This window comes from Streptomyces sp. NPDC050546 (assembly GCF_044457425.1).
Lineage (GTDB): Bacteria > Actinomycetota > Actinomycetes > Streptomycetales > Streptomycetaceae > Streptomyces.
On sequence record NZ_JBITGX010000006.1, the window covers coordinates 246,313 to 271,047 of the forward strand.

Annotated in this window: 28 protein-coding genes; 8 read left to right on the forward strand and 20 right to left on the reverse strand. The window is 72.0% G+C overall.

Annotation, left to right across the window (positions count from 1 at the left end; translation table 11 throughout):
- Positions 1–11: 11 nt before the first annotated feature.
- The 3 genes from ACIBK5_RS17180 to ACIBK5_RS17190 all read right to left on the reverse strand — a co-directional run bounded on the left by ACIBK5_RS17180 (position 12) and on the right by ACIBK5_RS17190 (position 2,063).
- Positions 12–824 (reverse strand): SAM-dependent methyltransferase, encoded by an 813-nt coding sequence (locus ACIBK5_RS17180; RefSeq protein ID WP_399020415.1) that lies wholly within the window; start codon positions 822–824, stop codon positions 12–14.
- Between the two features lie 123 nt (positions 825–947).
- Positions 948–1,202 carry a DUF397 domain-containing protein gene (locus ACIBK5_RS17185; protein ID WP_399020417.1) on the reverse strand — a complete coding sequence of 85 codons (255 nt, stop codon included), beginning with the start codon at positions 1,200–1,202 and terminating at the stop codon, positions 948–950.
- Entirely contained in the window at positions 1,203–2,063 is an 861-nt protein-coding gene (locus ACIBK5_RS17190; RefSeq protein WP_399020418.1) for a helix-turn-helix transcriptional regulator, read from the reverse strand.
- Between the two features lie 244 nt (positions 2,064–2,307).
- Between ACIBK5_RS17190 and ACIBK5_RS17195 the strand changes: the two genes are divergently transcribed.
- From ACIBK5_RS17195 to ACIBK5_RS17205, 3 genes are all read left to right on the forward strand, one after another.
- Positions 2,308–2,967 (forward strand): ATP-binding protein, encoded by a 660-nt coding sequence (locus ACIBK5_RS17195; protein ID WP_399020420.1) that lies wholly within the window; start codon positions 2,308–2,310, stop codon positions 2,965–2,967.
- Positions 2,964–3,398 carry a hypothetical protein gene (locus ACIBK5_RS17200; protein WP_399020421.1) on the forward strand — a complete coding sequence of 145 codons (435 nt, stop codon included), beginning with the start codon at positions 2,964–2,966 and terminating at the stop codon, positions 3,396–3,398. The genes ACIBK5_RS17195 and ACIBK5_RS17200 overlap by 4 nt, the downstream gene beginning before the upstream one ends.
- A 422-nt stretch (positions 3,399–3,820) precedes the next feature.
- Positions 3,821–5,812, forward strand: a complete 1,992-nt coding sequence (locus ACIBK5_RS17205; RefSeq protein ID WP_399020423.1) for an ABC transporter ATP-binding protein — start codon at positions 3,821–3,823, stop codon at positions 5,810–5,812.
- A 24-nt stretch (positions 5,813–5,836) separates the two neighbouring features.
- Here the strand turns inward: ACIBK5_RS17205 and ACIBK5_RS17210 are convergent, their stop codons facing one another.
- The 6 genes from ACIBK5_RS17210 to ACIBK5_RS17235 form a co-directional block, all read right to left on the reverse strand.
- Positions 5,837–6,019, reverse strand: a complete 183-nt coding sequence (locus ACIBK5_RS17210) for a hypothetical protein (protein ID WP_189728827.1) — start codon at positions 6,017–6,019, stop codon at positions 5,837–5,839.
- Positions 6,020–6,177: 158 nt separating this feature from the next.
- Positions 6,178–6,867: a DUF899 domain-containing protein gene (locus ACIBK5_RS17215; RefSeq protein ID WP_399020425.1), complete on the reverse strand. Its 690-nt coding sequence runs from the start codon at positions 6,865–6,867 to the stop codon at positions 6,178–6,180.
- A 78-nt stretch (positions 6,868–6,945) separates the two neighbouring features.
- On the reverse strand, positions 6,946–8,127 hold the full coding sequence (locus ACIBK5_RS17220; RefSeq protein ID WP_399020427.1) for a cytochrome P450: 1,182 nt from the start codon (positions 8,125–8,127) through the stop codon (positions 6,946–6,948).
- Between the two features lie 18 nt (positions 8,128–8,145).
- The gene (locus tag ACIBK5_RS17225) at positions 8,146–9,510 is read right to left on the reverse strand and encodes an amidohydrolase (RefSeq protein ID WP_399020429.1); all 1,365 of its coding nucleotides are present in this window, start codon (positions 9,508–9,510) and stop codon (positions 8,146–8,148) included.
- A gap of 23 nt (positions 9,511–9,533) precedes the next feature.
- Positions 9,534–11,432 (reverse strand): FUSC family protein, encoded by a 1,899-nt coding sequence (locus tag ACIBK5_RS17230; protein WP_399020431.1) that lies wholly within the window; start codon positions 11,430–11,432, stop codon positions 9,534–9,536.
- Positions 11,433–11,608: 176 nt separating this feature from the next.
- Complete coding sequence (locus ACIBK5_RS17235; protein WP_399020433.1) at positions 11,609–12,370, reverse strand: nucleotidyltransferase family protein; 762 nt, start codon at positions 12,368–12,370, stop codon at positions 11,609–11,611.
- Between the two features lie 201 nt (positions 12,371–12,571).
- Here ACIBK5_RS17235 and ACIBK5_RS17240 point away from each other — a divergent pair, with 201 nt between their 5' ends.
- Both ACIBK5_RS17240 and ACIBK5_RS17245 read left to right on the forward strand, forming a co-directional pair.
- On the forward strand, positions 12,572–12,985 hold the full coding sequence (locus tag ACIBK5_RS17240) for a RidA family protein (RefSeq protein WP_399020435.1): 414 nt from the start codon (positions 12,572–12,574) through the stop codon (positions 12,983–12,985).
- Between the two features lie 10 nt (positions 12,986–12,995).
- Positions 12,996–13,601 (forward strand): gamma carbonic anhydrase family protein, encoded by a 606-nt coding sequence (locus ACIBK5_RS17245; RefSeq protein ID WP_399020437.1) that lies wholly within the window; start codon positions 12,996–12,998, stop codon positions 13,599–13,601.
- A gap of 1 nt (position 13,602) precedes the next feature.
- Here ACIBK5_RS17245 and ACIBK5_RS17250 read toward each other — a convergent pair whose 3' ends face one another.
- Positions 13,603–14,325: an aspartate/glutamate racemase family protein gene (locus ACIBK5_RS17250; RefSeq protein WP_399020439.1), complete on the reverse strand. Its 723-nt coding sequence runs from the start codon at positions 14,323–14,325 to the stop codon at positions 13,603–13,605.
- Positions 14,326–14,330: 5 nt separating this feature from the next.
- A complete protein-coding gene (locus ACIBK5_RS17255; protein WP_399020441.1) occupies positions 14,331–15,806 on the reverse strand; it encodes an NCS1 family nucleobase:cation symporter-1 in 1,476 nt (491 codons plus the stop codon).
- A gap of 165 nt (positions 15,807–15,971) precedes the next feature.
- Between ACIBK5_RS17255 and ACIBK5_RS17260 the strand changes: the two genes are divergently transcribed.
- The gene (locus ACIBK5_RS17260) at positions 15,972–16,634 is read left to right on the forward strand and encodes a GntR family transcriptional regulator (protein WP_399020443.1); all 663 of its coding nucleotides are present in this window, start codon (positions 15,972–15,974) and stop codon (positions 16,632–16,634) included.
- Here the strand turns inward: ACIBK5_RS17260 and ACIBK5_RS17265 are convergent.
- From ACIBK5_RS17265 to ACIBK5_RS17275, 3 genes are read right to left on the reverse strand one after another with little or no spacing between them, the layout of a single operon-like run.
- On the reverse strand, positions 16,631–17,335 hold the full coding sequence (locus ACIBK5_RS17265) for a uracil-DNA glycosylase (protein ID WP_399020445.1): 705 nt from the start codon (positions 17,333–17,335) through the stop codon (positions 16,631–16,633). The genes ACIBK5_RS17260 and ACIBK5_RS17265 overlap by 4 nt on opposite strands.
- Complete coding sequence (locus tag ACIBK5_RS17270) at positions 17,335–18,669, reverse strand: MFS transporter (protein ID WP_399020447.1); 1,335 nt, start codon at positions 18,667–18,669, stop codon at positions 17,335–17,337. The genes ACIBK5_RS17265 and ACIBK5_RS17270 overlap by 1 nt, the downstream gene beginning before the upstream one ends.
- 14 nt (positions 18,670–18,683) lie before the next feature.
- Positions 18,684–19,346, reverse strand: coding sequence for an ArsR/SmtB family transcription factor (locus tag ACIBK5_RS17275; protein WP_399020450.1), 663 nt, complete (start codon positions 19,344–19,346; stop codon positions 18,684–18,686).
- A 123-nt stretch (positions 19,347–19,469) separates the two neighbouring features.
- Between ACIBK5_RS17275 and ACIBK5_RS17280 the strand changes: the two genes are divergently transcribed.
- Positions 19,470–19,988 (forward strand): RNA-binding S4 domain-containing protein, encoded by a 519-nt coding sequence (locus ACIBK5_RS17280; RefSeq protein WP_399020452.1) that lies wholly within the window; start codon positions 19,470–19,472, stop codon positions 19,986–19,988.
- 206 nt (positions 19,989–20,194) lie between these two features.
- Here the strand turns inward: ACIBK5_RS17280 and ACIBK5_RS17285 are convergent, their stop codons facing one another.
- The 3 genes from ACIBK5_RS17285 to ACIBK5_RS17295 all read right to left on the reverse strand — a co-directional run bounded on the left by ACIBK5_RS17285 (position 20,195) and on the right by ACIBK5_RS17295 (position 21,909).
- Complete coding sequence (locus tag ACIBK5_RS17285) at positions 20,195–20,671, reverse strand: DoxX family protein (RefSeq protein WP_399020454.1); 477 nt, start codon at positions 20,669–20,671, stop codon at positions 20,195–20,197.
- 132 nt (positions 20,672–20,803) lie between these two features.
- The gene (locus ACIBK5_RS17290) at positions 20,804–21,034 is read right to left on the reverse strand and encodes a hypothetical protein (RefSeq protein WP_399020456.1); all 231 of its coding nucleotides are present in this window, start codon (positions 21,032–21,034) and stop codon (positions 20,804–20,806) included.
- A gap of 194 nt (positions 21,035–21,228) precedes the next feature.
- A complete protein-coding gene (locus ACIBK5_RS17295) occupies positions 21,229–21,909 on the reverse strand; it encodes a class I SAM-dependent methyltransferase (protein WP_399020458.1) in 681 nt (226 codons plus the stop codon).
- Between the two features lie 182 nt (positions 21,910–22,091).
- On the opposite strand from ACIBK5_RS17295, the gene ACIBK5_RS17300 reads away from it, so the two are divergent.
- On the forward strand, positions 22,092–22,355 hold the full coding sequence (locus ACIBK5_RS17300; RefSeq protein ID WP_399020460.1) for a DUF6343 family protein: 264 nt from the start codon (positions 22,092–22,094) through the stop codon (positions 22,353–22,355).
- A 55-nt stretch (positions 22,356–22,410) separates the two neighbouring features.
- Here the strand turns inward: ACIBK5_RS17300 and ACIBK5_RS17305 are convergent, their stop codons facing one another.
- From ACIBK5_RS17305 to ACIBK5_RS17315, 3 genes are all read right to left on the reverse strand, one after another.
- Positions 22,411–22,791: a tetratricopeptide repeat protein gene (locus ACIBK5_RS17305; RefSeq protein WP_399020462.1), complete on the reverse strand. Its 381-nt coding sequence runs from the start codon at positions 22,789–22,791 to the stop codon at positions 22,411–22,413.
- Positions 22,792–22,841: 50 nt separating this feature from the next.
- Positions 22,842–23,480: a dephospho-CoA kinase gene (coaE, locus tag ACIBK5_RS17310; protein WP_399020464.1), complete on the reverse strand. Its 639-nt coding sequence runs from the start codon at positions 23,478–23,480 to the stop codon at positions 22,842–22,844.
- Positions 23,481–23,604: 124 nt separating this feature from the next.
- Entirely contained in the window at positions 23,605–24,543 is a 939-nt protein-coding gene (locus ACIBK5_RS17315) for a PAC2 family protein (protein ID WP_399020466.1), read from the reverse strand.
- Positions 24,544–24,735: the final 192 nt, after the last annotated feature.

Sequence of the window (24,735 nt, forward strand, 5' to 3'; positions counted from 1 at the left end):
GGCCCCCGGGGCTACGGCTTGCGCGCCACCGCCCCGTACCCCGGGATCACCCCGTCGTCCTGCCCGGGCACGGGCTCGCCCAGCTCGGGGTGCCAGTGGTGGGGTACCTCGACGCCGGGTTCGACGAGGTCGAGGCCGGCGAAGAAGCGGGTGAACTCCTCGCGGGAGCGCAGGGCCAGGGTGACGCCTGCGGCGCGGAGCTTCTCGGTCGCCGCCCTGGACTCCTCCGGTGTGAAGTCGGCGGTGGCGTGGGTGATCACCAGGTAGCTGCCCGAGGGCAGTTCGGCGAGCAGGCGGCGGACCAGCTCGTGCCCGCCGTCCTCGTCGGAGACGAAGTGCAGCAGCGCGATGAGAGACAGCGCGACGGGCCGGGTGAAGTCCAGGACCTTCCGCGCGCCCTCCAGGATGGCGTCCGGGTCGCGCACGTCGGCCTGGAGGTACTCGGTGGCGCCCTCGTCCGTGCCGCGCAGCAGGGCGGCCGCGTGGGCCAGGACGATGGGATCGTTGTCGCAGTAGACGACCCGGGCGTCGGGGGCGATCTCCTGGGCGACCTGGTGGAGGTTGGGCTCGGTCGGTATGCCGGTGCCGATGTCCAGGAACTGCCGTACGCCGTTACGGGCCAGCCAGCGCGTGGCCCGGTGCATGAAGGCGCGGTTGACGCGCGCCATCACCGGCACCCGCGGATCGAGGGTGAGCATCTGCCTGCCCATCTCCTCGTCGACCGGGTAGTTGTCCTTCCCGCCGAGGTACCAGTCGTACATCCGCGCGGGATGGGGTCTGGTCGTGTCGATCTGGACGGCCGTCGTGGGGTCCTGCCCGGTCATGAGGCACTCCGTAAAGCACAAAGGGTGGTCAATTCAGCACCAGCGTCTAAAAGTCGAGCATCAGAAGATCGAGCGTCAGAAGATCGAACATCAGAAAGTCGAGTGTCGGCAAAGGAGATCGCGTCAGGACAGCAGGAAGTCCGCCTTCCCCTCCTTGGCCCCTTCGATGAAGGCCGTCATCTCGTCGGTGGTGTAGATCAGCGCCGGACCGTCGGGATCGGTGGACTGACGGACGGCGATCCGGCCGTCGGCGAGCTTCATCGCCTCCAGGCAGTTCCCGCCGTTCCCGCCGCTCCACGGTTTGTGCCAGCCTTCGCTGCCCAAGTCACGCGCGGGCATGCCGTTGTAGACCTGTTTGCGCGGCTTGATGCGATCCATTCACAGCTCCTTGCGGAGATCCCGGAGGATCTCCTTCGTGCGATGTGCCGTAGCGGCCTGCGCCGCCATGCGGTCCATGACCTCGAGATGGGTCGCCACCTCTGCGCGCGCGTCGAGATAGACCGCGCCGGTCAGGTACTCGCTGTAGACCATGTCCGGCAGTTCGGGCATGGCGAATCGGAACAGCACGAACGGCCCGTACGTCCCCGGGTGCGGCCCATTGGCGAACGGGGCGACCTGGAGCGTCACGTTGGGCAGCTTCGTGGCCTCGAGCAGTCTGTCGATCTGGGCACGCATCACCTCCGGGCCGCCGACCGGGCGCCGCAGCGCGGTCTCTTCCATCACGACCCACAGCCGGGGCGCGTCCTCGCGGGTGAGCAGGTCCTGGCGCTGCATGCGCAGGGCGACATGGCGCTCGATGTCGTCGGGCCGGGTCTGGCCGATGGCGCCGGAGCGGAGCACTCCGCGCGCGTAGTCCTCGGTCTGCAACAGGCCGGGGACGAAATGGGGTTCGTAGCTGCGGATGACGCCTGCCGCGCCCTCCAGGCTCACGTACATCGAGAACCAGCCGGGCAGGATGTCGTGAAAACGCTGCCACCAACCGGGCTTGTTCGCGTCCTCGGCCAGCTGGACGAAGGCGCCGGCCTCTTCGTCGGAGATTCCGTAGGCCTTCAGGAGCAGTTGCAGGTACGGGATCTTGAGCGCGACCTCGGCCATCTCCATACGACGGACCGTGGCGGGGGCGACGCGGAGGATGCGGGCGGCCTCCTCGCGCTTCATCCCGGCGCGTTCCCGCAGGTCCAACAGGCGTCGGCCGAGGACGACCTGACCGACCGTCGGCGCGGACCGCGGTTCGCTCACGCTCCACCTCCATGAAGGGTTCTGACGAGCCGGCCACAAAAGAACGCTGACAGCCCGGCGGCGCCATTCGAAGACCCTTTCGAAGAGCTGATCCGAACCAAGGTTTCGAACGAATCTTCGACGATCTCAACTGGCGCCGCGCGGGGTGCTGTTGCGATGCAGTGTGCCACGGCCTTCCAGACCGTCACAGCGCACTCTGCATTTTTCAGAGTGACACTTGCCAAGTGTTCACGGCGCGGCGATAGTGGCAAGCGTGATTCCGTCCGCGCCCTTAGGAACAGACGCCGCCGCAGGCCCTCTCGGCCTCGGTGCCGCCGGAGTCGGCCCCGAGAAGGCCGCTGCCGAGCGCCGGTTCCGTTTCGAGCTGGCCGCACATCCGGGTTCTCCCGCTCAGGCCAGACGCCTGACGCGGGCTCGGCTGACCGGCTGGTCGGTGTGCGAGGACACGTGCGACAGCGCGGCCCTGGTGGTTTCCGAGCTGGTCACCAACGCCATCGTGCACACGGCGAGCACGCACATAGTGTGCGAGCTGAACGACGGCGACGACCTGGTGCGGATAGCGGTGCGTGACGAGGGCTGCGCCCCTGGCCAGCCCCACGCGGCCGGCCGGACGCGGCCCGAGGAGGAGCACGGGAGGGGACTGCTTCTCGTCGACGCGCTCTGCGCAGCCTGGGGTGCCCATGAGCACGGCCCCGGGATGCTGGTCTGGGCCGAGCTGCCGCGCACGGCGGACACCCCGAGTGACCCGTCGGAGCCCCGGAACGACCTGGGCTGGGGCGCCCGCCCGAAGCCTGGTCCGTCCGAGGACTCGGGCGACGGGGACGGAGTCCGCCAGGCGCGTCACACGGGAAGCGCGCCGGAGGTCCCCGCGCAGGGGCGACGCCGAGAGCAGGGGGCGGCATGACGTCCGGGCACGGTGGCCGCGTACTGAACCTGGACACACTCGCCCGCCTCCGGCGCGGACTGCGTACGCCGGGTCCGGCCCTGCGCCTGCCCGTGCCCGACGGCATGACCGCGCCGCTCGGCTGCGACGCGGTCGCGGTTCCCGCCCGTCTCGGCCGGCTGGTCATGCCCCGGCTGCCCCGCGCGGGCTGCGTCTACGCCGACGGCACGCACTGGTGGTGGCTGGTGCCGGCCGACTCCGACCACGCCCTGGAGTGGCCGGCCCCCGTGCGGTACGCCACCGGCGCGGTAATCCCGGACGCTCCGGAACTCCCCCGGCTGATCCACCGCCCGGACGGCAAGCTTCCGTACACCCCGCCGATACCGCTGTACCTCGCCCTGTGCCGCGTGACGGGGACGGCTCCGGCGTGGTCACGGCCGGTCAGCGCGTAGGACCTGCCGAGCAGGACTTGCCAGCTCGGCCGAGCCCCCGTCGGACAACGCACAGCACTCACCGAGCACACCCCGGCCCACACACAGAGCCAGCCCTGCACGCCCCGGCCCACGCACGGAGCCAGCCCTGCGCGCCCCGGCCCACGCACGGAGCCAGCCCTGCGCGCCCCGGCCCACGACGCCCCGGCCCACGCACAGAGCCGGCCCCACATGACTCGTCCGGCGCGTAACCCGCCGAGCACCTCCCGGTCGGGGGATACGCACCACCCCGACGATCCCGCGCCGCCCCACACCTCCCCAGGTCCGGTCGTGCGCCCGCGCGCATCCGGCGCCCCAGGCTGCGCCCTGCCCGGGCGGGCTCCGCCCCCGCGATAGTGGCCGTTCGTTCACGAGCGGGGCCTGAGCGGGGAGGTCGGTCGACGGTGGGGAAGAAGCGGACCGCGCCGGAGGTGTCCGAGTCGGAGCGGCTGCTCTTCGGCGGGCCGCTGCGCTACGACATGGGCTGGAGCCAGCACGCCGACGCGTTCCTGGAGCTGAACTTCCGCGCCATGATCACCCGGCTGCCGTCCCTGCTGACGTCCAGCCTGCGGCTCGCCCGGCAGGCCGACCGGGGCGCCGCGCGGATCGTACTGGCCTCCGAGGCGGGCCGGGGCGTGGCACAGGCGGTGAGCCTGCTGGCGGTCAACAGCGTGCTGGCCCGGCTGATGGGCGGCGGGCCGGTCGACGACCGGCTGCGCGGCGCCGTCCCCGCGCTGGTCACGGTGGCTCTCGTGATGCTGCTCGCGGCGCTGCTGCGGGCCGCGAGCACCTACGCCACCGGCCGCCTGGAGCCCAAGGTGGAGCGGGTGGCGACCGAGCGGTACCTGGAGCGGGCCGCGGCCGTGGAGCTGGCCGCGATCGAGGACCACGCCTTCCACAAACTGCTGGACACCGCGCAGTACGGCGCCGCCTCCGCCCGCCGGATGATCATGTACGGGACGCGTGTGATCAACGCGATGATCTCGCTGGTCGCGGCGGCCGGTGTGCTGACCGTGCTGCATCCGGCCCTGCTGCCGCTGCTGGTGACCATGACGCTGCCGAGCGCCTGGAGCGCGCTGACCGTGGCCCGGCGGCGCTACGAGTCCTTCCACGCCTGGGTGCAGCACGCCCGCGCGGGCCGGCTGCTGGGCAACCTGCTGATCGAGCCCGAGGCGGCCCCCGAGATCCGGGTGCACGGTGTGGGCGCGTTCCTGCTGCGGCACTTCCGCGCGATGTCGGAGACGGCCGAGGCCGAGCAGGCCCGCCTGGCCGGGCTCGCCGCCCGCACCGGCCTGATCGCGGCGGCGTGGACGGGCCTGGCGACGGCGGCGACGTACGCGACGCTCGGCGGACTGCTGATGGCGGGTTCGATGGCGCTGTCGGTGGCGGGTACGGCCGTGATCGCCATCCGGACCGGCTCGCAGAGCCTCGACACGCTCGTGGTGGAGGTCAACGCGCTGCACGAGGAGGCGCTCTTCGTCGGCGACCTGCAACGGCTGTACACGGAGGCGGCGCAGCGCGCGATCCCCGCGGGCGGGCAGCCACTGCCGGAGGACCCGCGCGAGATCCGCTTCGAGAACGTCACGTTCCGCTACCCGGGCGACTCGGCCCGCCCCGCTCTCGACGACGTGACGCTCGCCCTCCCGCTGGGCCGGATCGTGGCGCTGGTCGGCGAGAACGGCTCCGGCAAGACGACCCTGGTCAAGCTGCTCGCCGGGCTGTACACCCCGGAGCGGGGGCGGATCCTGTGGGACGGCGTGGACGCGGCGACCGCCGACCGGAACCTGCTGGCCGAGCGGATCGCGATGGTGGCGCAGGACTTCAAGCGATGGCCGTTCACGGCCCGGGTGAACGTCGCCCTGGGGCGGACGTCGGCGCCCGTGTGCGAGGAGCGGCTGGCCGCGTCGATCGCCGAGGCCGGAGCGGAGACGGTGGTCGCGGATCTGCCGCGCGGCCTCGACACGCTGCTCGCCCGCAACTTCAGCGGCGGGCACGAGCTGTCGGGCGGCCAGTGGCAGCGGCTAGGCATCGCCCGGGCGGCCTATCGCAGGGGCCGCATCCTGATCGTGGACGAGCCGACTGCGGCCCTGGACGCACGGGCCGAGCTGGAGGTGTTCGAGCGGATCCGCGCCCTGGCCGACAGCGGTCAGACGGTCGTGCTGATCACGCACCGGCTGGCGTCCGTACGCCATGCCGACCTGGTGCATGTGCTGGACCAGGGCCGGCTCGTGGAGTCCGGGACGCCGGACGAGCTGCTGGCCACCGGTGGGCTCTACGCCGAGCTGTACGCGCTCCAGGCGGAGCAGTTCACCAAGCCGCCCACGACGGTCACGCCACCCACGACGGCTCCGCAGGTCGTGCCGGTCACGAAGGTGCCGGCGCCGAAGGCGGGCTGAGCCGCGCCTTTCGCGGGCCGTCCGTCAGGCCGTGGCGTCGGCGCTGTCGCCGCTGCGCACGATCACCAGGAACATGTCCGTAGCGAGGTCCATGACAACCTCGGCAGGCAGGCCTTCCAGACGCCGCGCCTGCGCGAACTCCTCCGCCGGCCAGGAGCCACGCGGCCCACCGGCGGGAAAGCGCTCGAGCACCGTTCGCCCGTTCACCACCCTGCACCTCCATGTAGCGCTGTACTCGTAGAGTTAAACGCCAACCATGGGGTGAACGGCTCGCGAAGTGACGGTTCTGAGACGTAGTTGACACTCGTTCACCGCCAAGTGTGACCAACCTCTCAGCCTCTTGGCGGATGTGCTCACTTTGCGTATCAATCGTCGTACTCGTCGTGATAGCGGATGCGCTCGCTTCCCGCAGGCGCCCCGAGAGTCGACGCCCTCCCCTTGGGCTCCTCCCACACCTCCTGCCTGCCCAGCGCGGTGAGGTCCAGCAGACTGGTCGTCGAGCCGAGGCCGTCGAGACCACGCTCGTACGTCGAGTAGGTGTGGAAGACCCGCTCGCGGTCCCGCAGGAAGCAGCTGAGGCCGGGCCTCTCGACGACCTCCCCCTCATGCTCGAGCGTCACCTCGAAGTCGCGGTTGAAGTCACTGCCGTGCGACGAGTACCAGGGCACCGTCCAGCCCATCCGGGCCTTGAAGGGCAGGATCTTCGGGAAGGGCGCCCGGGAGACGGCCGCGAACGACGTGCCACGAGCCTTGAGATGGGCGAGATGCCCTATTTGGTCCAGGAATCCCGAGCAACTGCGACAGCCGGCGTCCCACTCGGGCGCGAACATGAAGTGGTAGACGACGAGCTGGTGCCGCCCCTCGAACAGGTCGAGCAGGGTGGCCTTGCCGTCCCCGCCCTCGAACACGTACTCCTCGTCGACCTCCACCATGGGCAGTCCGCGCCGCTCGGCGCCCAGCGCGTCCCGCGCGCGGGTGGCGGCCTTCTCCTTGACCAGCAGTTCCGCGCGCGCCGCGCGCCACTGGTCGCGCGAGACGATCTCCGGCAACGACATGAACCCCTCCTGTACCCTCCTGCGGCAACGGTCCGTCCGGGGTGGTGACCGGAGGGAGGGGCGGAACTCATCGCCGGCTCAGGAAGTTTTTTCCGCGTACGTCACCGGCAGCGCGACCAGACCCCGGGCGCGCAGGGAGCGGCGCCACCGCGGGGCGTCGGACGCGAGGGCGAGGTCCGGGAACCGCTCCAGCAGCGCGGCCAGGGCGATTTCGGTCTCGGCACGGGCCAGCGGCGCGCCCAGGCAGTGGTGGATGCCATGGCCGAGGGCGAGCTGACCCGAGGTGTCCCGGCCGAGGTCGAGCCGGTCGGGGTCGGGGAAACGGGCCGGGTCGCGGTTGGCGGCGGCCAGGGACAACAGGACGGTCTCGCCGGCGGGCACGGTGACGTCCCCGATCGTCATGTCCTCGGTCGGGAAGCGCCGGATGGCGAGCAGGGCGGGCCCCTCGTGGCGGGCGAACTCCTCGACGGCGGCCGGGATGCGCGCCGGGTCGCTGCGCAGGGCCGCGAGCTGCTCGGGGTGCTCCAGCAGGCCCAGCACGGCGTTGCCGATGAGCTGGACGGTGTTCTCGTACCCCGCGAGCAGGATGAGGAAGGCCAGGGACATCAGCTCGTCCTCGGTGAGCCGGTCACCCTCGTCGCGGACCGCGATCAGGTCGGAGAGCAGATCGTCGGCGGGCTCCGCGCGCTTGGCCGCGATCAGCCCGGTGAAGAAGCCGAGCATCGCCACGACCGCCTCCTTGGCGGCCGCCGGGCGGGCCGGGTCGGGGGCGACGAGCGCGTCGGTCCACGCGCGGAAGTCCTGGCGGTGGCCGTCGGGGACGCCGAGGAGGTCGCAGATCACGGTGATCGGCAGGGGCGCGGCGTAGACGGCGATCAGGTCGGTGGTGCCGTGCGGGCCGAGCGCGTCGAGGAGGCGGTCGGCGGTCCGGCGTATGGGGGCGCGGAGGTGTTCGACGCGGCGCGTGGTGAAGGCCCGTGCGACCAGGCGGCGGATGCGGGTGTGGTCCGGCGGGTCCATGTTGAGGAGGTTGGCGTCCAGGGCCGGCGGCAGGGAGAGTCCCCGGTAACTCCCCTCCTTCGCATGCGCCTTGTCCAGGGACAGCCGAGGGTCGGCGAGGGCCGCGCGGACGTCCTCGTACCTGGTCACGAGCCAGGCGGGGCTGCCGTCGGGGCCGGCTGTGCGGTGCACCGGGGCGCTCTCGCGCAGCCGCCGGTACACGTCGTGGGGGTTCTCGAGGAGGCCGTGGGCTGGATCCATGCGGGCCAGCCTAGGGAATCAGGTGTCGTACTCCTGGATGCGCCGGCCGTGGCTCCGGTCGACGAGCGCGGGCAGGCGCTCCTCCAACTCCCCCGCCACCGCGGGCACATCGATCGTCAGCAGTTGCCGGTCGCGCATCAGGATCCGTCCGTCGACGATCGTGGTGCGAACGTCGGAGGAGCGGGCGCTGTGCACGAGGGTGGCGGCGAGGTCGTGGACGGGCCGGGTGTGCGGGCCGGTGAGGTCGACCAGGACGATGTCCGCCCTCCGGCCGGGCGCGATGCTGCCGACGCTGTCCCCCAGTCCCACGGCACGGGCGCTCTGCAGGGTGGCGTGGTGCAGGGCCTGGCGGGAGGTCAGCCGGCGGGGGTCGCCCTCGGCCGACTTCTGGACCAGCGAGGTGAGGGCCATGGACTCCCACACGTCGAGGGAGTTGTTGGAGGCGGCGCCGTCGGTGGCGAGTCCGACGTCGACGCCGATGTCGCGCAGGGCGCGGACGGGTGTGGTGTCGGGCCAGGCGAACTTGAGGTAGCCGCGGGGCGCGGTGGCGACGGCCGTACGACCATCCGCCCGCTCCAGGACCGGCAGGTCGAGGTCGGTGATGCCGGTGCCGTGGGCGAGGAGCACGTCCGTGTCGAGGATGCCGGTGCGGGCCAGGACCTCGATCGGGGTGACGCCGTGGCGGGCGAGGCTGGTGTCCGTCTGGTCGCGGTTCTCCGCGGCGTGGATGTGCACGGGCAGGCCGTGCGCGCGGGCCAGCTCGGCGGTGGCCGCGAGGTCGGTTTCATCGACCGTGTAGGGAGCGTGGGGCGCGAGCGCGGTGGTGATACGGCCGTCCGCGGAACCACGGTGGCGCAGCGCGAACTCCAGTGACCGCTCCCGGCCCTCGGGACCCTGCGAGGAGAAGTAGGCCTCGCCCAGCAGCGCCCGCATGCCGCACTCGGCGACCACCGCGGCGACCTCGTCCATGGCGAAGTAGTGGTCGGCGAAGCAGGTGACGCCGGCGCGGATCATCTCGGCGCAGGCGAGCCGCGCGCCCAGCTCGACGTCCTTCGCCGTCAGGTTGGACTCGACGGGCCAGACGACGTCGTTGAACCACTCCTCGGTGGGCAGGTCCTCGGCGAGGCCGCGCAGCGCGACCATCGGCGCGTGCGTGTGACAGTTGATCAGGCCGGGCAGGGCGACCTGGCCCCGGGCGTCGAGCCGCTCGGCAGCGGCCATGTCCGCGGCCGCCGCGGTGCTCGTGACGGCCTGGACGATCCCGTTCCGTACGACGATCGCGGCGTCCTCCTCGAAGCCGATCCGCTCTCGGTCGTCGTGGACGAGGACGGTACAGGCGCTGATGATCAGGTCGGCGGGACCGTCCGCGGCAGAAGGCGTCATCACGCCAACGTACGACGAGAGCGCTACCCGGCGAGGGGTGTCCGGGGCAGTCGGATCCCCGCCCGCTCCCCGGGTCCGTTGAGTTCGTCGAGGACGGCGGCGAGGCGTTCCGTGTGGCGGGGGCCGATCCGGCCGGTGTCGTCGAGGTGCACGGCGCAGGCGGTGGTGGTGTCGACGAGGCGTTCGAGGAGGTCGGCCACCTCGTCCGCGCCCTCGGTGTGCCGGGCGAGGGCGGGCAGTTCGTGCGCGGACAGGGAGATGGCCGTGCGGGCCTCGGCCAGGGTGCGGTAGGCCTCACGGCGCAGGGTCCAGCGGGTGGCGCGGTGGTCGGAGGGGGTGCCGGAGCCGCCGATGCGCGGGGCGTCGGCCTCGTCGAGGACGTGGGTGAGATAGGCGTACGCGGCTCGGCTCGCCGCCGCGAGCCGGGCGCGCACTCCCCCGCCGCGCTGTCCGGGCATCGGCAGGTGCCCGACGATCAGCACGATCGCGCAGGCCAGCAGTGTTTCGCCGATCCGCCCCGCGGAGGCCTGTGCCTCGCCGCCGACCATGACCAGGGCGAGGACCAGGACGGTGACGACGGCGGTCTGGGCGGCGAAGTGCCGGGTGGCGACGGGTATCAGCGCCCCGCTGAGAGCGACCAGCGCGATGAGTCCTTCAGGCCGGGGCAGGACGACGGCGAACCCGGCGAAGAGGAGAGCGCCGAGGACGGTCCCGGCGGCCCGGTTCAGCACCCGTGAGGCCAGCGGCCCCAGGTCGGGCTTGACGAGGAAGACGGCGGTGGCGGGCAGCCAGTACCAGTGCTCGTGCTCCCCGTACCACTGGGTCCGGTGCAGGGCCTGGGCGACCGCCGCACTGGCCCCGAAGCACAGGGCGACGCGCAGTCCGTACTCGCGTCCGGCGGTACCGAAGGCGGCGCGCAACCGGTCCCTGGCGGTACGGGGCCGGGTGTGCAGATCGCCGCCCCGGCCCTGGTCGAACACCTCGGCGGCCTGCAGGAGGGCGTCGTCGAGGGCGCGCAGGGCGGGCGCCGAGCGGGAGGGGGCGGGCAGCGGCCCGGTGTGGGTGTTGTCGCGTACGGCTGCGGCGAGGCGCCGGGGGCCTTCGGACGCCCGTTCGGATATGGCCTCTTCGGCCCAGGCCAGCGCGGTGGCGGCCTCGGCGAGGGGCAGCGCGGCGGCGTACTGCGCGTGCAGCCGCCGCTCGGTGGAGGAGGAGGCGTACCGTCGCAGCCGGGGCCCGGCGAGCGCGTCCTGGGCGTGGTCGAGGGCGGCGGTGAGCGCGGCGCGGCGGCGGATGGCGTTCGGTCCGCCGACGGCGTCGAGAAGTCCGGCGACGGCGTCGTACACACCGGCCACGGCCGCCCGCTCCCCGTCGAAGCGGAAGTCACCGGCGAGGGAGCCGGGCGTCGGCAGCACGAGCCGGAGCACGAGCAGCCAGCCCGCCCCGGCGAGGAAGGCCAGCGCGCGCTGCCACCCCGACTCGGGCAGGGGCATCCCCGCGCCGATCGCCGCGCCGACGAGCAACTGCGTACCGACGGCGGACGCCACGGGCCCGATGGCACTGATGCCGCCCGCGACGAGCCCGACGAGCGTGAGGATCACGGTCAGCACGACCGCGCCGGTCTCGTCCCCGGCATACGTCCCGATCACCAGCCCCAGGGCACCGCCCAGCGCGGGCACCCCGAGCCGCTTGACCGAGACCCGCCGGCTGCCCGGCCGGTCGTTGATCCCGGCGAGCATGGCGGCGATGGCGGCGACGACACCGAGCGATGTGTGCCCCGTCTCCACGGCCACCAGCAACAACGGCCCGGCGGACAGGGCCCCCCGCGTCACCGCGCTCCAGGGCACCGGCCCCCGCTGAGCGCGCAGGGCGTGCGCGAGCCAGGGCGGCAGCGCGAGGGAAAAACGGCGGGACCGGGACACGGGGCTCCTGTCGTCTCGTCGAGGGCAGGGGTGGGCCTTCGGGCGACGGTGGCCGGGCGGGGTGTGGCTGTCCACGGTAAGGGGGGTTCCTGGAAGAAAGGTTTCCGGAACGTGACGGAGTGCGGGAGGGCCGGGATCTTTATGAACGCAATCGGGGACGCGAACGGCGGCGACGGTCAGCCCCGCGCCGCCTCCACGGCCCGGGCCAGGAGTGTCTCCGCGTCAGCGATCGTCCGGGCGAGCGCGCCCGGCTCGTCCGTCAGGCTCCTCACCAGCTCGTCCACCCCACGCAGGCCCGCCCGCGCGACGAGCCCCTTCTCGTTCGTGACCCATTCGCCACGCGCCGCCAGCACCGCGTGCGCCGTCTGCGTCGCGGCGAGGGCGATCGCGCCCGCGACCTGGGTGAGGGCGCCCTTCGGCGCGTGGCCGGCCTTGGCGTAGCCGAGGGTGGCCGTGGCCATGCCGTGCCAGTGCCCGGGGGCGCGCTCGCGCAGGGCCCTCGGGTAGGAGGCGGGACGCGGTAGCTCGCCCCGCAGCACCTTGTTGATCGCCAGTTCGGCGACGAGCAGATACGTCGGGATGCCCGCCAGATGGAACATCAGCGGCTCGACGCGGAAACGGCCTGCCTCGGCCTCCGCCCGCTCGTGTTCGACGACGTCCAGATCGCGGTAGTGGACGTCCACGCGCCGGCCCTCGATCGTCAGCCAGGCACCCCCGTTGAAGACACCGCCACCCCATGCGCCGATCTCGGACACCTCGCCCTCCCAGCCGACCGCGCGGAGATCGGCCGGGTCGAAGGCGCCGCGGTAGTAGACCGCCAGGTCCCAGTCGCTGTCGGGGCGTTCGGTGCCCTGGGCCCGGGAACCGCCGAGGGTGACGGCCTCGACGGCGGGGAGGGCGGCGAGCCGGTCGGCGGCGGTGTCGAGGAAGGTGGGCACGAGACGGCTCCCGGGCGGGCGGAGGGTGCGGGGCTGGGCTGGGCTGGGCTGGGCTGGGCTGGGCTGGGCTGGGCTGGGCTGGGCTGGGCAGCGTAGGGGAACCGTTCGGCCGTCGTGAAACGAAATACGGGTGCGCTCACCTGCCTGGGCCTCGCATGATCGGTGGGTTGTCCTGTCGCCGCCCGTAGATCGGAAGAATCCGTGATCCAGCGCGTCACCGTCCCGAGCCTCTTTCCGCCGCCCACCTACTCCCACGCGTCCGTCGTGGAAGCCGGCACCAAGCTGGCCTTCCTGGCGGGGGCTGTGCCGCTGGATGCCAGGGGGGAGCTCGTCGGCCCCGGGGATCCGGTGCGGCAGGCCGAGCAGGTGATCGCCAACCTGAAGGAGCAACTGAGCGCCGTGGGGAGCGATCTGGCGCATGTCGTGGCGACCGACGTGTACGTCGTGGGCAGTGAGACGGCCGTGCTGTCCGCCGTCTGGGAGATCGTCGAGGCGTCCGGGCTCAGCACCGGTCCGCACTCGTCGACGCTGATCGGCGTGGCGTGCCTCGGGTACACGGGGCAGCTGGTGGAGATTACGGCGACAGCCGTCGTCCCCGACGGGACGCCGACCTGAGGAGAACTCCATGCTGATCGAGCACCGCGGGCGGCGCCCGGTGGTCCCCGAGTCCGCGTACGTCGCCCCGACAGCGGTCCTGTGCGGGGCGGTCGTCCTCGGGGAGCGCAGCCGTGTGCTGCACGGGGCCGTGCTCACCGCCGAGGACGGGGAGGTGCGGGTCGGCTCGGACGTCGTGGTGATGGAGAACGCGCTGGTCCGTGGACGTGCCCGGCATCCCGCGGTGATCGGTGACGCCGTGCTCGTCGGACCGCACGCCCATGTCAACGGGGCGACCCTCGAGGACGAGGTCTTCGTGGCCACCGGCGCCTGTGTCTTCCCGGGGGCCGTCGCGAGCACCGGCTCCGAGCTGCGGATCCACAGCGTGCTGCACGTCAACTCCGTACTGCCGCCCGGCACGGTCCTGCCCATCGGCTGGATCGCGGCCGGGGCGCCCCGGGCCCGGCTCTTCGCCCCCGGCGAGCACGACGAACTGTGGCAGATCCAGGAGGCGCTGGACTTCCCCGGCACGGTGTACGGCATCCCGCGCGGCACGTCGATGCGGGAGGTCATGGCCCGCCAGGTGGCGTTCTACGGAGCCCATGGCGACGACGTCACCCTCGACGGCCCGTCATGAGCTACTGCCGTTCGGGCCTCCCCCACACCCTCCGCTTCGGCAGCGCCTCCGCATAGCTCCCCACCCGGCTCGTCGTCAGCCCGAGCGCCACCAGCGACTCCGCCAGTTTGACCGCCGCTGCGACTCCGTCGACGACCGGCAGGCCCAGCTTCTCCCCGACCGCCCGCTGCAACCCGGTCATCCCGGCGCAGCCGAGCACCAGCACCTCCGCCCCGGCCGCACAGGCCCGCTCGGCGGCGGCGAGGAACGCCGTCTCCGTGCGCTCCTCGTCGCCGAGGTCGAGCACGTTCAGACCCGTGCCGACGACCGCGGCGCAGTTCCGCGCCACGCCCGCCGTCTCCAGGCTGTCCTCGATCTGGCCGCGCGACCGCTCCAGCGTGGTGACGACCCCGTAGCGGCGGCCGAGGAGGCAGGCCAGATGGGCCGCCGCCTCGGTGATGTCGACGACGGGTACGTCCACCAGCTCCCGCACGCCCTCCCTCCCGTGCTCCCCGAAACCCGCCATGACCACGGCGTCGTACGGCGGTCCGTCGTAGGTCCGCAGTGTGTCCAGGACGGCCGCGGCGGACAGGTAGCTGTCGAGCCAGCCCTCCGCGGACTCGGGCCCCCAGACGGGGGTCAGTCCGGTCACGGTGGTGCCCGGGCCTGCGGCGGCCCGGGCACCTCGTACGATCTCCTCGGTCATCTCCTGCGTGGTGTTGCAGTTGGTGACGACGATCCGCACGTCTCTCAGACCTCCATGGCAGGGCGCTCGGCGGTGTATCCGGCCGCGCGTTCGCTACGGCACAGGACCAGGTACAGCCCGGCCGCGAGTGCCGTGCCGATGAACCAGGAGTACGGCGCCACATCGCTGAAGGTCTTCACCAGCGCGAGGACGGCGGCGACACCGGCCGCGGGCAGGAACGCCCACAGCGCCCTGGGGTTGACGCCCTTGCGGTAGTAGAAGCGGGAGCCGGGCGTCGCGTCGAACAGTTCCGCCACGTTCACACGGCCGCGCTTGACCCAGTAGTAGTCGACCATGATCACGCCGAACAGCGGGCCGAGGAAGGCGCCGAGGCCGCCGAGGAAGTAGTTCACGACGGTCGGGTTGGAGAAGAGGTTCCAGGGGGTGACGAGCAGCGCCGCGACCGTGCTGATCATGCCGCCGACCTTGAAGGTGATCTTCTGCGGCCAGACGTTGGCGAGGTCGTACGCCGGCGAGACGAAGTTGGCGACGATGTTGACGCCCATGGTGGCGATGGCGAAGGTCAGCGCGCCCACCACCAGCACCCAGGTGTTGCCGATCTCGGCGACCAGGTAGGCCGGGTCGGTGATCTCCTTGCCGAAGACCTCGAAGGCGCCCGCGGTGACGATGACCGACACGATCACGAAGGCCGTGGAGTTGATGGGCAGGCCCCAGAAGTTGCCGCGCTTGACCGTCCTGTAGTCGGGCGAGAAGCGGGAGAAGTCGCAGAAGTTGAGCATCAGCGTGCCGTACGTGGCGAGGACCAGGCCGATCGCGCCGAACCACTGGCGCCACTGCTCACCGACGGAGACCGGGTGCGGGGTGGAGGTCAGGGAGATCGTCCAGTCGGCCTTGTAGAGGATCCACCCGGCCAGGGCGATCATCACGAGCCAGATCGCCGGGCCGCAGAAGTCCTGGAACTTGCGGACCGATTCCATGCCCCGGCTGATGATCGCCGCCTGCACCAGCCAGAGGGCGATGAAGGAGACCCAGCCGAGTGCGTCGAGGCCGAGGAAGGAGCTGTGCGTCCACGACTCCAGGCTCGGCCAGGCGGCCAGCAGCATCACGTTGACGGCGACGGAGGCCAGGTAGGTCTGGATGCCGTACCACATGATGGCGATCACGGCCCTGATCAGCGCCGGGATGTTGGCGCCCCAGACGCCGAAGGCGATCCGGCTGACCACGGGGAAGGGGACGCCGTGGCGCTGCCCGATCTTCCCCATCCAGTTCATGCCGATGTAGATGATCACGAAGCCGACGAGCAGGGACGTGAAGATCTGCCAGACGTTCATGCCGAGGAAGAGCAGTCCGGCGGCGAAGGTGTAGTTGCCGAGGTTGTGGACGTCGGACATCCACATGGCGAAGAGGTCGAAGACCTTCCAGTTGCGCTTCTTGGCGGGCGCGAGGTCTTCGTTGGTGAGCCGGGGATCAGGGACGAACGCTGGGGTGCCGGTCTCTGCGGCACGGTCGGCGAGGGACACGGGGGCCTCCACGAGCAAGGGGACGACGGAGGACTGCTCCGCAGGACGGGGGGCCACCCTGCGAGGTGTTTGGTATACCAAACTGCGCCATGGTCTCCCCGTCAACCGTTCTGACCGATGTCGCTCTTGTTAACGCTGCGTAAAAGACACCTCGCGTCGACGAAGATGGGCTCCATGACGAAGATCGAACCCCTCGGCGCGGTACGCGAACGCGTCACGGCCGAGCTGCGCCAGGAGATCATCGCGGGCAGCCTCCGTCCCGGCGACCGCCTGGTGGAACGCGAACTGGCGGAGCGTTTCGGTGTCTCGCGCGTTCCGGTCCGGGAAGCGATCCGGGCCCTGGTCGCAGAGGGCTTCGTCCACTTCGAGACACCCCGACGCACGGTAGTACGCCGCCTCACCCCGACCGACGTCAAGGAACTGTTCGAACTGCGAGAAGCCCTGGAGGTCTACGCCGCCGGACTCGCCGCCACCCGCGCGACCCCGCAGGACCTGGCCGAGGTCCAGGAGCTCCTCGACCGCGCCGCCGCCGCGACCGAGGCCGAGGACGCCGAGGTGATCACGGACGTCAACAGCCGGCTGCACGACCGCCTCGTGGCGATGGCGGGCAACAGCCTGCTGACCGAGGCCCTGGAACCGGTCGCCGGCCGGCTGCGCTGGATGACCCGGCGCAACGAGGAGTGGCCCCAGCTCCTCGTCGAGCACCGCGAGCTGTACGAGGCGATCGCCTCGGGCGACCCGGACCGGGCCCGTGCGCACGCGCTCACGCACGTACGGACCAACTACAGCTCCACGGTCCGCCACCTGTTCGGTGAAGAGGCTCCCTAGCCGCCATCGGTGGGGAGGCCCGCTGCCCGCCCGGCTGTCCGCAGGACGTCGCGCAGCATCGCGGGGGTGAGGCGGCCGGTGAAGGTGTTGCGCTGGCTGACGTGGAAGCAGCCGAAGAGCTCCAGACCGTCGAGGCCGTAACGGACACCGTGGCCGAAGGCGGGGCGGGGCCGGGGCACGGACCAGCCCGCCTCGGCGAACGCGGGCAGCGCGGCCTGCCAGCCGAAGGCGCCGAGCACGACGACGGCCCGCAGCGTCGGACGCAGCAGCCCCAGTTCCCGCACGAGCCAGGGACGGCAGGTGTCCCGCTCCTCAGGGGTGGGCTTGTTTGCGGGCGGAGCGCAGTGCACGGGCGAGGTGACGCGTACGCCGTACAGCTCAAGGCCGTCGTGGGCGTGCACGGCCGTGGGCTGGGAGGCGAGGCCGACGTCATACAGGGCCTCGTACAGGACGTCCCCGGAGCGGTCGCCGGTGAACATCCGCCCGGTGCGGTTGCCGCCGTGGGCGGCGGGGGCGAGCCCCACGATCAGCAGCCGGGCGTCCGCGGGACCGAACCCGGGCACCGGCCGGCCCCAGTACGTCCAGTCCGCGTAGGCGGCCCGCTTGGCACGGGCCACCTCCTCACGCCAGGAGACCAGCCGCGGGCAGGCCCGGCAGTCCGCGATGCGCCGGTCGAGGAGAGGAAGACCGCTGCTGTCCATCACTCCACGGTAGGGGCCGGGCGGGTGGCGGTGACCTGCGCGGCCCGCTCCTCTCCGCGGCGGAGCCACAGCAGCGCCCCGGACAGCAGCACGGCACCCGTCAGCAGCCAGGGCAGCGGGCCCGGCCGCATCACCCCGACGACCAGGCCGGTGAGGGCGCCGACCAGTTGCTGGGCGAGGGACTGGACGGACAGGGCGGTGGCGCGGCGCTCGCGGGGGACGCGGCGGTGCAGCAGGTCGTTCTGGTTCGGCGTCACGGCGCCGATGCCGACGTAGAAGACGCAGAAGCCCGTGACCGCGAAGGTTGTGGCGAGCACGTGGGCGGAGGAGGCGGTGACCGCGAGCAGCAGCACGCCGATCGTCCCCGTTCCGAGACAGAGCAGCACGGCCCGCTCGCCGCCGCCCGCGACCCGGGCGGCGAACGGGGCGAGATGGCTGCCGACACCGCAGCAGACGAAGCCCGCGCAGGCGAGGGCGGCATAGGCCAGTGCCCCGGAGTCGCTCGCCCCGGTCAGCTCGACGGCACGGCCGGGTACGAGCAACTCGACGACGCCGAGGGCGCCTCCGGCGGCGGCCGCGCTGAGCACGACCCGGCGGACCAGCGCGTCCCGTCCGCCCAGCCGCAGCCCGTCCAGGACGGTGACCGGGACGCCACGCAGCACGGAACGCAGGGTGGCCCGGGGGCGCGGCGGCTCCCGCAGGACGGCCAGCACGTAGCAGACGAGCACGACCCTGACGGCGGCTCCCAGCAGCAGGGGAACGGACAGGGGCAGCACCACCCCGGATGTCGCTTCGCTCAGCCCGGCACCGAGGCCGGTGCCCGTGCCGAGCAGCCAAGGCAGGGCCCCGCCGAGCAGCAGGCCGGCCGCGAGCGCGGCGGAGGTCGCGGATCCGCCCCGGGCCAGTCCCGTCCGCAGTTCGGCGTCGGGTCCCGCACTCGCCTGGACGGTGTCGACGTACCAGGCTTCGGCGGTACCGCTGGCCAACGCGCGGGAAACCCCCATGAGGACCATGCCGGCGGTGAGCACCCCGACGGTGGTGCCGAGGCCGACCAGACAGCAGGCGATCATGTTCAGCACACCGGCCGTGACCAGGACCGGGCGCCGCCCGACGACGTCGGAGAGACCACCTGTGGGCAGCTCCAGCGCGGCCACGGTCAGTGAGTGGGCGGCGAAGAGCCCCGCGATCGCGGCCAGGGACATACCGCGCTCGCCGAGGAGCAGGACCATCGAGGCGAGACCGAGGCCCGGCGGCAGCCATAAGAGAACGCAGACGGTGACGTAACGGCGGCGAACCGTCCGTATACCGAGCGCCTCGTCCGCACGGTGCCTCATGTCCGTGCGGTACGTCATGAGCTGCCCTGGTGGCCGGTGCCGTCGTGGTCGCCGTCCTCGTGGTCGCCGTCCTCGTGGTCGCCGTCCTCGTGGTCGCGCGGGGCGAGCGGCAGGCCCGCGGTGAGGAGCACCACGTGTTCGGCGCGCGGGTCGTCCGCGTCCCGGGCGGTCAGTTCCTCCAGCTTCCCGGCGATCGTTTCCCAGAGCTCGGTGAGCGACCCGGGCGTCAGGCGGGGCATGAGGTCGCTGATCCCGGACACCTCCACCCACTCCTGGCCGAGCCGCCCGTCGGCCATGTCCGCCTCATGCCGGGCGAGGGACGACTCCAGGTGCTCCAGCTGCCGCCGCCGCGCCAGGCTGACGAAGGCCCGGCCCGCCTCGGAGGACTCCATCGCCTCGTTGCTCCAGGACGTGACGGTGTGCAGCGCCCGCCAGCGCCGCTCCCGCCCGTCACGATGCTCGGCCTCGGCGATGAAGGCGTACTTCGCCAGCACCCGGAGGTGGTAACTGGCCGACGCCGACGACTCCCCCGTCCGCGCGGCGAGCTCACTGGCCGTGGCGGGCCCGTCCTGCCGCAGCAGCCCGAGCAGCCGAATGCGCAGGGGGTGGGTGAGGGCCTTCAGGGCTGCGGTGTCGTGCTCAGGGTCGAGTACGCGTTTGTGCTCGTCGCTGTCCATGCCGGGGAGAGTAGGCCGCCGCGGCCATTCAGCAAAAGACATTTTGCAAAACTTGTTTTGTAGATGCTGCCGGAGGCCGATTACCCGCTCGATCGGACCACTCGGAGGACTAAGGTCGGGGACATGGCTTCACAAGGTGCGGCGAACAGCTCCGGCGACGGAGCGGCGAAGGCCCTCGACCCCAAGGTCGCCGAGGCGATCGCCGCCGCCGACGCGGCCGGGCCACAGAGCGGCGAGACCGTCCGCGTCGACAGCTGGATCTGGTCCGTACGTCTCGTCAAAACCCGTTCCATGGGAGCCACCGCCTGCCGCGGCGGGCACGTCCGCGTCAACGGTGACCGCGTGAAACCCGCACACGCCGTGCGCGTCGGCGACGAGGTACGCCTGCGGCACGACGGCCGGGAGCGAGTGGTCGTCGTCACGCGGCTGATCCGCAAGCGGGTCGGCGCCCCCGTGGCAGTCCAGTGCTTCATCGACAACTCCCCGCCGCCCCCGCCCCGCGAGGCCGTCGCCCCGGCCGGCATGCGCGACCGCGGCGCGGGCCGCCCGACGAAGCGGGACCGCCGCGAAATGGAGCGCCTGCGCGGACTGCCGGGCCCCGGTGACGGTCTTGGCACCGACATCGGCGAACCCACGCCGTGAGCCGACGGTCGCGGCGGACAGGGACTCGAGGAACACGGCTCCGACGAACCCGGCTCCGACAGCACAACTGCCTCTGAACCAGACCAAGCCCCGATGGCCGCTCCCGACGGACACGAGAGGCCACAGCACCCGACAGCGACGCCCGGGACGAGCCCCTCGGCCCTCCCGGACGCCGCCGGCATCGCACTCGACCCGGTGTCACCCGGTCACGCCCGTCGCCGCAGCAGTCGCATCAGATCCGCGTTGTGCCCCCGCCGCGCCCAGGCGATGAGGGCGAGCGGCACGATCAGGATGAGCGGCGTCGCCGCGTACTGCCCGTCGAACACGGCTACCTGCACAACGAACGCGCCCACCATCAACGCGCTCAGCGCCACCGCCGCCACCGACTGGAGCACCGGGATCAACAGGGCCACCGCCCCGGCCAGTTCGAGCACTCCGATGGTGTACATCCCCGCGCTGCCCCAGCCGAGCTTCTCGAAGGACTCGGCGGCGGACGGGTGCGCGATCAGCTTGGGCAGGGCACTCGGGATCGCGTAGAAGAGGGCGAGCAGCACCTGAAGGCCGCGCAGGGCGATCCGGGCACGCCGCCCGCGTGCGGTCGCGGACTCGGCGACGACGGCGCCGGCAGAGGCGGAAGCGGCGGTGACGGGAACGGTGGTGCCGGGAGCAGCGGTCTCGGACATGAAGGTCTCCTGTGGAAGCGGTCCATGGTGGTGTCGAAGAGGTAGACCGCGGCTCGCCCTCGAACTCATCGCCGCCCAGCGGAATTTCTGCACCCCCAGTTCGCCCCCCCGAAGCCCGCTCGGCCCCGCCCGTCACGGGCAGAGCCGCCGGAGTCTCTCCCCCGGGTAGGGCGTCGTCCTGCTCACCTCCTGGACCCCGCGGTAGAAGTCCGTCATCACGGCGGCGACCCGGGCGTTGCGGCTGAGGATCTCCGCCGTCCCGGGCGGCGCACCGGTGGGCTGTCGCCCTTCGGCCCACGCCTGTATCAGTGACCCACGTTCCTCCCAGTCGCCGGCGTACAGGGCGGTGATCAGCCAGTTCACGAGCCAACTGGCCGTGTAGCAGCGGTCGTAGGTGCGGTTTGACGCCGGCCTCCCGCCACGCCCCGAACCCGGGTCCGCCGACGCCGTACTGGCAGACCATCGGCAGCCCGAACACGTTGGCCGTGGACCGGACATGCTCCGGCCGCCGCTCCAGGTCCGCCAGGGGCATCCGCTTCACTACGCACGCCCCGCTCCTAGGCCGCCCGCACCGCCTTCACCCATGTCCCGTCGTCCGTCAGATACCGGTCCACCTTCAGGCCCGCTTCCTCCAGCGCCTCCTCGAACTGCTCCTTGGTCAGCGGTCGTGCGCGGAACGTCTGTGTCCAGACCGCGTCCGGGAAGTCGTACTCCGCGCGCACCGAGTTGACGCCGTCGCCGACCGGCTCCGCCGACACGATCCGCACGGTGAAGCCGCAGGGGTCCACGCGCTCGCGCGGCACGTTCGTGTGGTAGTCCGCGCCCTCCCGCTGGATCAGCACGCTGCCGCCCTCCGCGACATGGCGTACACAGGTGCGCAGCATGCCCCGCCGCACCTCGACGTCCCCCGCGTGCACAAGGAACGACGCGAGCAGCACCACGTCGAAGGTCTCGCCCAGCTCCAGGTCCTCGATGGGGCTGCATATCGTCCGCGCCCCGCGCACGCGCTCCAGCATCTCTGCCGACTCGTCCACCGCCGTGACCGTGAACCCGCGCTCCAGCAGTCCATGGGTCATGCGCCCGACCCCGCTGCCCAGCTCCAGGATGCGCGCGCCCTTGGGCACCGCCGCCGCGATGATGTCGGGTTCGTCTCCGACAGGCAGTCGCGAGTAGAGCTCCACCGCGCAGCCGTCCGGGGTGATGGCCCCGGGTCCCGTCCCCTCGTACCCCTCACGCATTTTCATCTCCATGCCGGTCCAACGGACCACGCCCGCACGCCAGTTCCTCTCCCGGCCGCCTTCACCCGACCGGGTGAACGTTGTCCCGCACGGGGCCCGGCTTCGGCCCGGGCGGGCACCGGCGCCCCTGGTGGTCCGTAGCCGCGGCGGAGAGTACGTTGCAAGCAGGAGTGGAGATCGCGTTGCGTACAGGCAGTGAACCGGCGACCGCGCGCAGTGCCCTGCGGGCGCGCTTCTGGCTGAGTGTGTGGGGGCTGGTCTGGGCGCTCTTCGGGACGGTCGCGTTCACGCTCGCCGGGCGGCCCGGCTGGGCGATCGCCTGCGGTGTGCTGCTGCTGGTCGTCACGATCGACCTGGCCGTCGTCCTCAGACACATCCGCCAGGGCCCGCACTGGCAGCCGGGCCCCGACATCCCGCCCTACCGGCCACCCGAGGACCACCCCTGAGGCCGGGGAGACAGACGAGGCGGACGAGACGGACGAGACGGACCGGAACAGCCGCTCACGAGTCGAAGCGCGCGGCCTTCTGGAACTGCGGGTTCGGGTCCAGCGCTGCCGCCAGACGGAAATGGCGTTTCGCCTGGTCGGGGCGGTTCTGCCGCTCATAGGTGCGGGCGAGCGCGAAGTGCGCGAACGCGTTGTCCGGCTCGCGCTCCAGGACGATCGAGAACTCGAGCTCGGCCGGCCGCAGCTGCGCCGCCGCGAAGAAGGCACGGGCGCGCAGCAGTCGCGCGGCGGTGTTCTCCGGGTGCGCGGCGATGACTCCGTCGAGCAGCTTCACCGCGCCCCGCGGGTCCCGCGCGGCGAGCAGATGCTCGGCGGCGCGGAAGTCGATGACGTGCGTCTCCGGGGTACGTCCGATGGAACCGCTGGTCTCGGGCACGGCAGAGTCCTTCCCTCACTGGAAGGGTTCAACGCCCCCTCGGGGTGCCGCTATTCCTGAGGGGCGGGCCGGTCCTGAGGGTCCGGCCGGGGCGCGTGGGACCTGCGTGCGAGCTCGGCCCACACGTCCTTCACTCGGCGCTCCAGTTCCTCCAGCGGGACGCCGTTGTCGACGACGATGTCCGCGATCTCCCGGCGCTGCTCGCGCGTCGCCTGGGCGGCCATCCGCGCGCGTGCGTCATCCTCGGTCATGCCGCGCAGCCGTACGAGCCGGTCGAGTTGGGTCTCGGGGGTCGCGTCGACGACGATGACGAGGTCGTACAGCGGCGCGAGGCCGTTCTCGGTGAGGAGCGGGACGTCGTGGACGACGACCGCGTCCTCGGCGGCGGCCTCCTCCAGCTCTCGGGAGCGGGCGCCCACCAGAGGGTGCACGATCGAGTTGAGGGCGGCGAGTCTCTCCGGGTCGGCGAAGACGATGGAGCCCAGCTTGGGCCGGTCAAGACCGCCGTCGGGGGCGAGCACCTGCTCGCCGAACGCCTCCACGACCGCGGCGAGACCAGGGGTTCCCGGCGCGACGACCTCCCGTGCGATGCGGTCCGCGTCGATCAGCACGGCCCCGCATGCGACGAGCAGCCGGGACACCTCACTCTTGCCGGCACCGATGCCGCCGGTCAGGCCCACCTTCAGCATGCCTTGCAGCCTAGACGCTCCGCTTGGAGGCCGTACGGGCGGTGCGGGCAGTGCGAGCAGTGCGGGCCGGTGGGGGCTTGTCGCGCAGTTCCCCGCGCCCCTTTCGGGGCGCCGTTCTCCCTGGTCAGTTGTCGCCTTCTCGTTCCGCCAGGAACTTTTCGAACTCCTTGCCGATCTCGTCGGCCGACGGGATGTCCACCGGCTCGGCGAGCATGTTGCCACGGGTCTCGGCGCCCGCGACGGCGTCGTACTGGTGCTCAAGGCCGTCCACGAGCGCGGTGAGGTCGTCGTCGCCCTCGCGGATCTGCCGGTCGATCTCCGTCTGGGTGCGGTGGGCGTCGGAGCGCAGGGCGTGGGCGATACCGGGCAGCACCAGTCCGGTCGCCGCCGTGATGGCCTCCAGGACCGTCAGGGCCGCGTCCGGGTAGGGCGAGCGGGCGATGTAGTGCGGGACATGCGCGGCGACACCGAGGACATCGTGCCCTGCCTGGAGCAGGCGGTACTCGATGAGGGACTCGGCGCTGCCGGGCACCTGCGCCTCCTCGAACGGGCTGCGGTGGCCCGGGACCAGGTCGGTGCGGTTGCCGTGCGGGGTGAGGCCGACGGGCCGGGTGTGCGGGACGCCCATGGGGATGCCGTGGAAGTTCACGGACAGGCGGACGCCGAGCCGCTCCACGATCTGCTTCACGGCGGCGGCGAAGCGCTCCCACTCCACGTCCGGCTCCGGGCCGGACAGCAGCAGGAACGGCGCGCCGGTGGCGTCCTGCACGAGCCGCACCTCGATGGCGGGATCCTCGTAGTCGCTCCAGCGGTCGCGCTTGAACGTCAGCAGCGGGCGGCGGGCCCGGTAGTCCACGAGCCGGTCGTGGTCGAAGCGGGCGACGACCTGGTGGGGCAGCGAGTCGAGCAGCCGGTCGACGATCTGGTCGCCCGCCTCCCCCGCGTCGATGTATCCGTCGAAGTGGTAGAGCATGACAAGACCGGCCGACTCCTGGGCGAGCGCCATGTCGACGACAGCCAGCCCCTTCGGCTCCCATGCGTACAAACCTTGCGGATCAAGCACAGTGACCGCTCCTCCTCGTGTTCGTACTCCACAACGCCCTTACGCCCGTGGGCATTCCCGCAGGAGGAGAACATTGATCTTGGCAGCCGGGTCAACACCCTCCCTGAAGGGCTCGGGGAACCGCCCTGAGGGGCGCGGGGAACCGCGCGACAAGCCCCCACAGGCCGGCAGCCGACCGATCGCCCGGAAAAC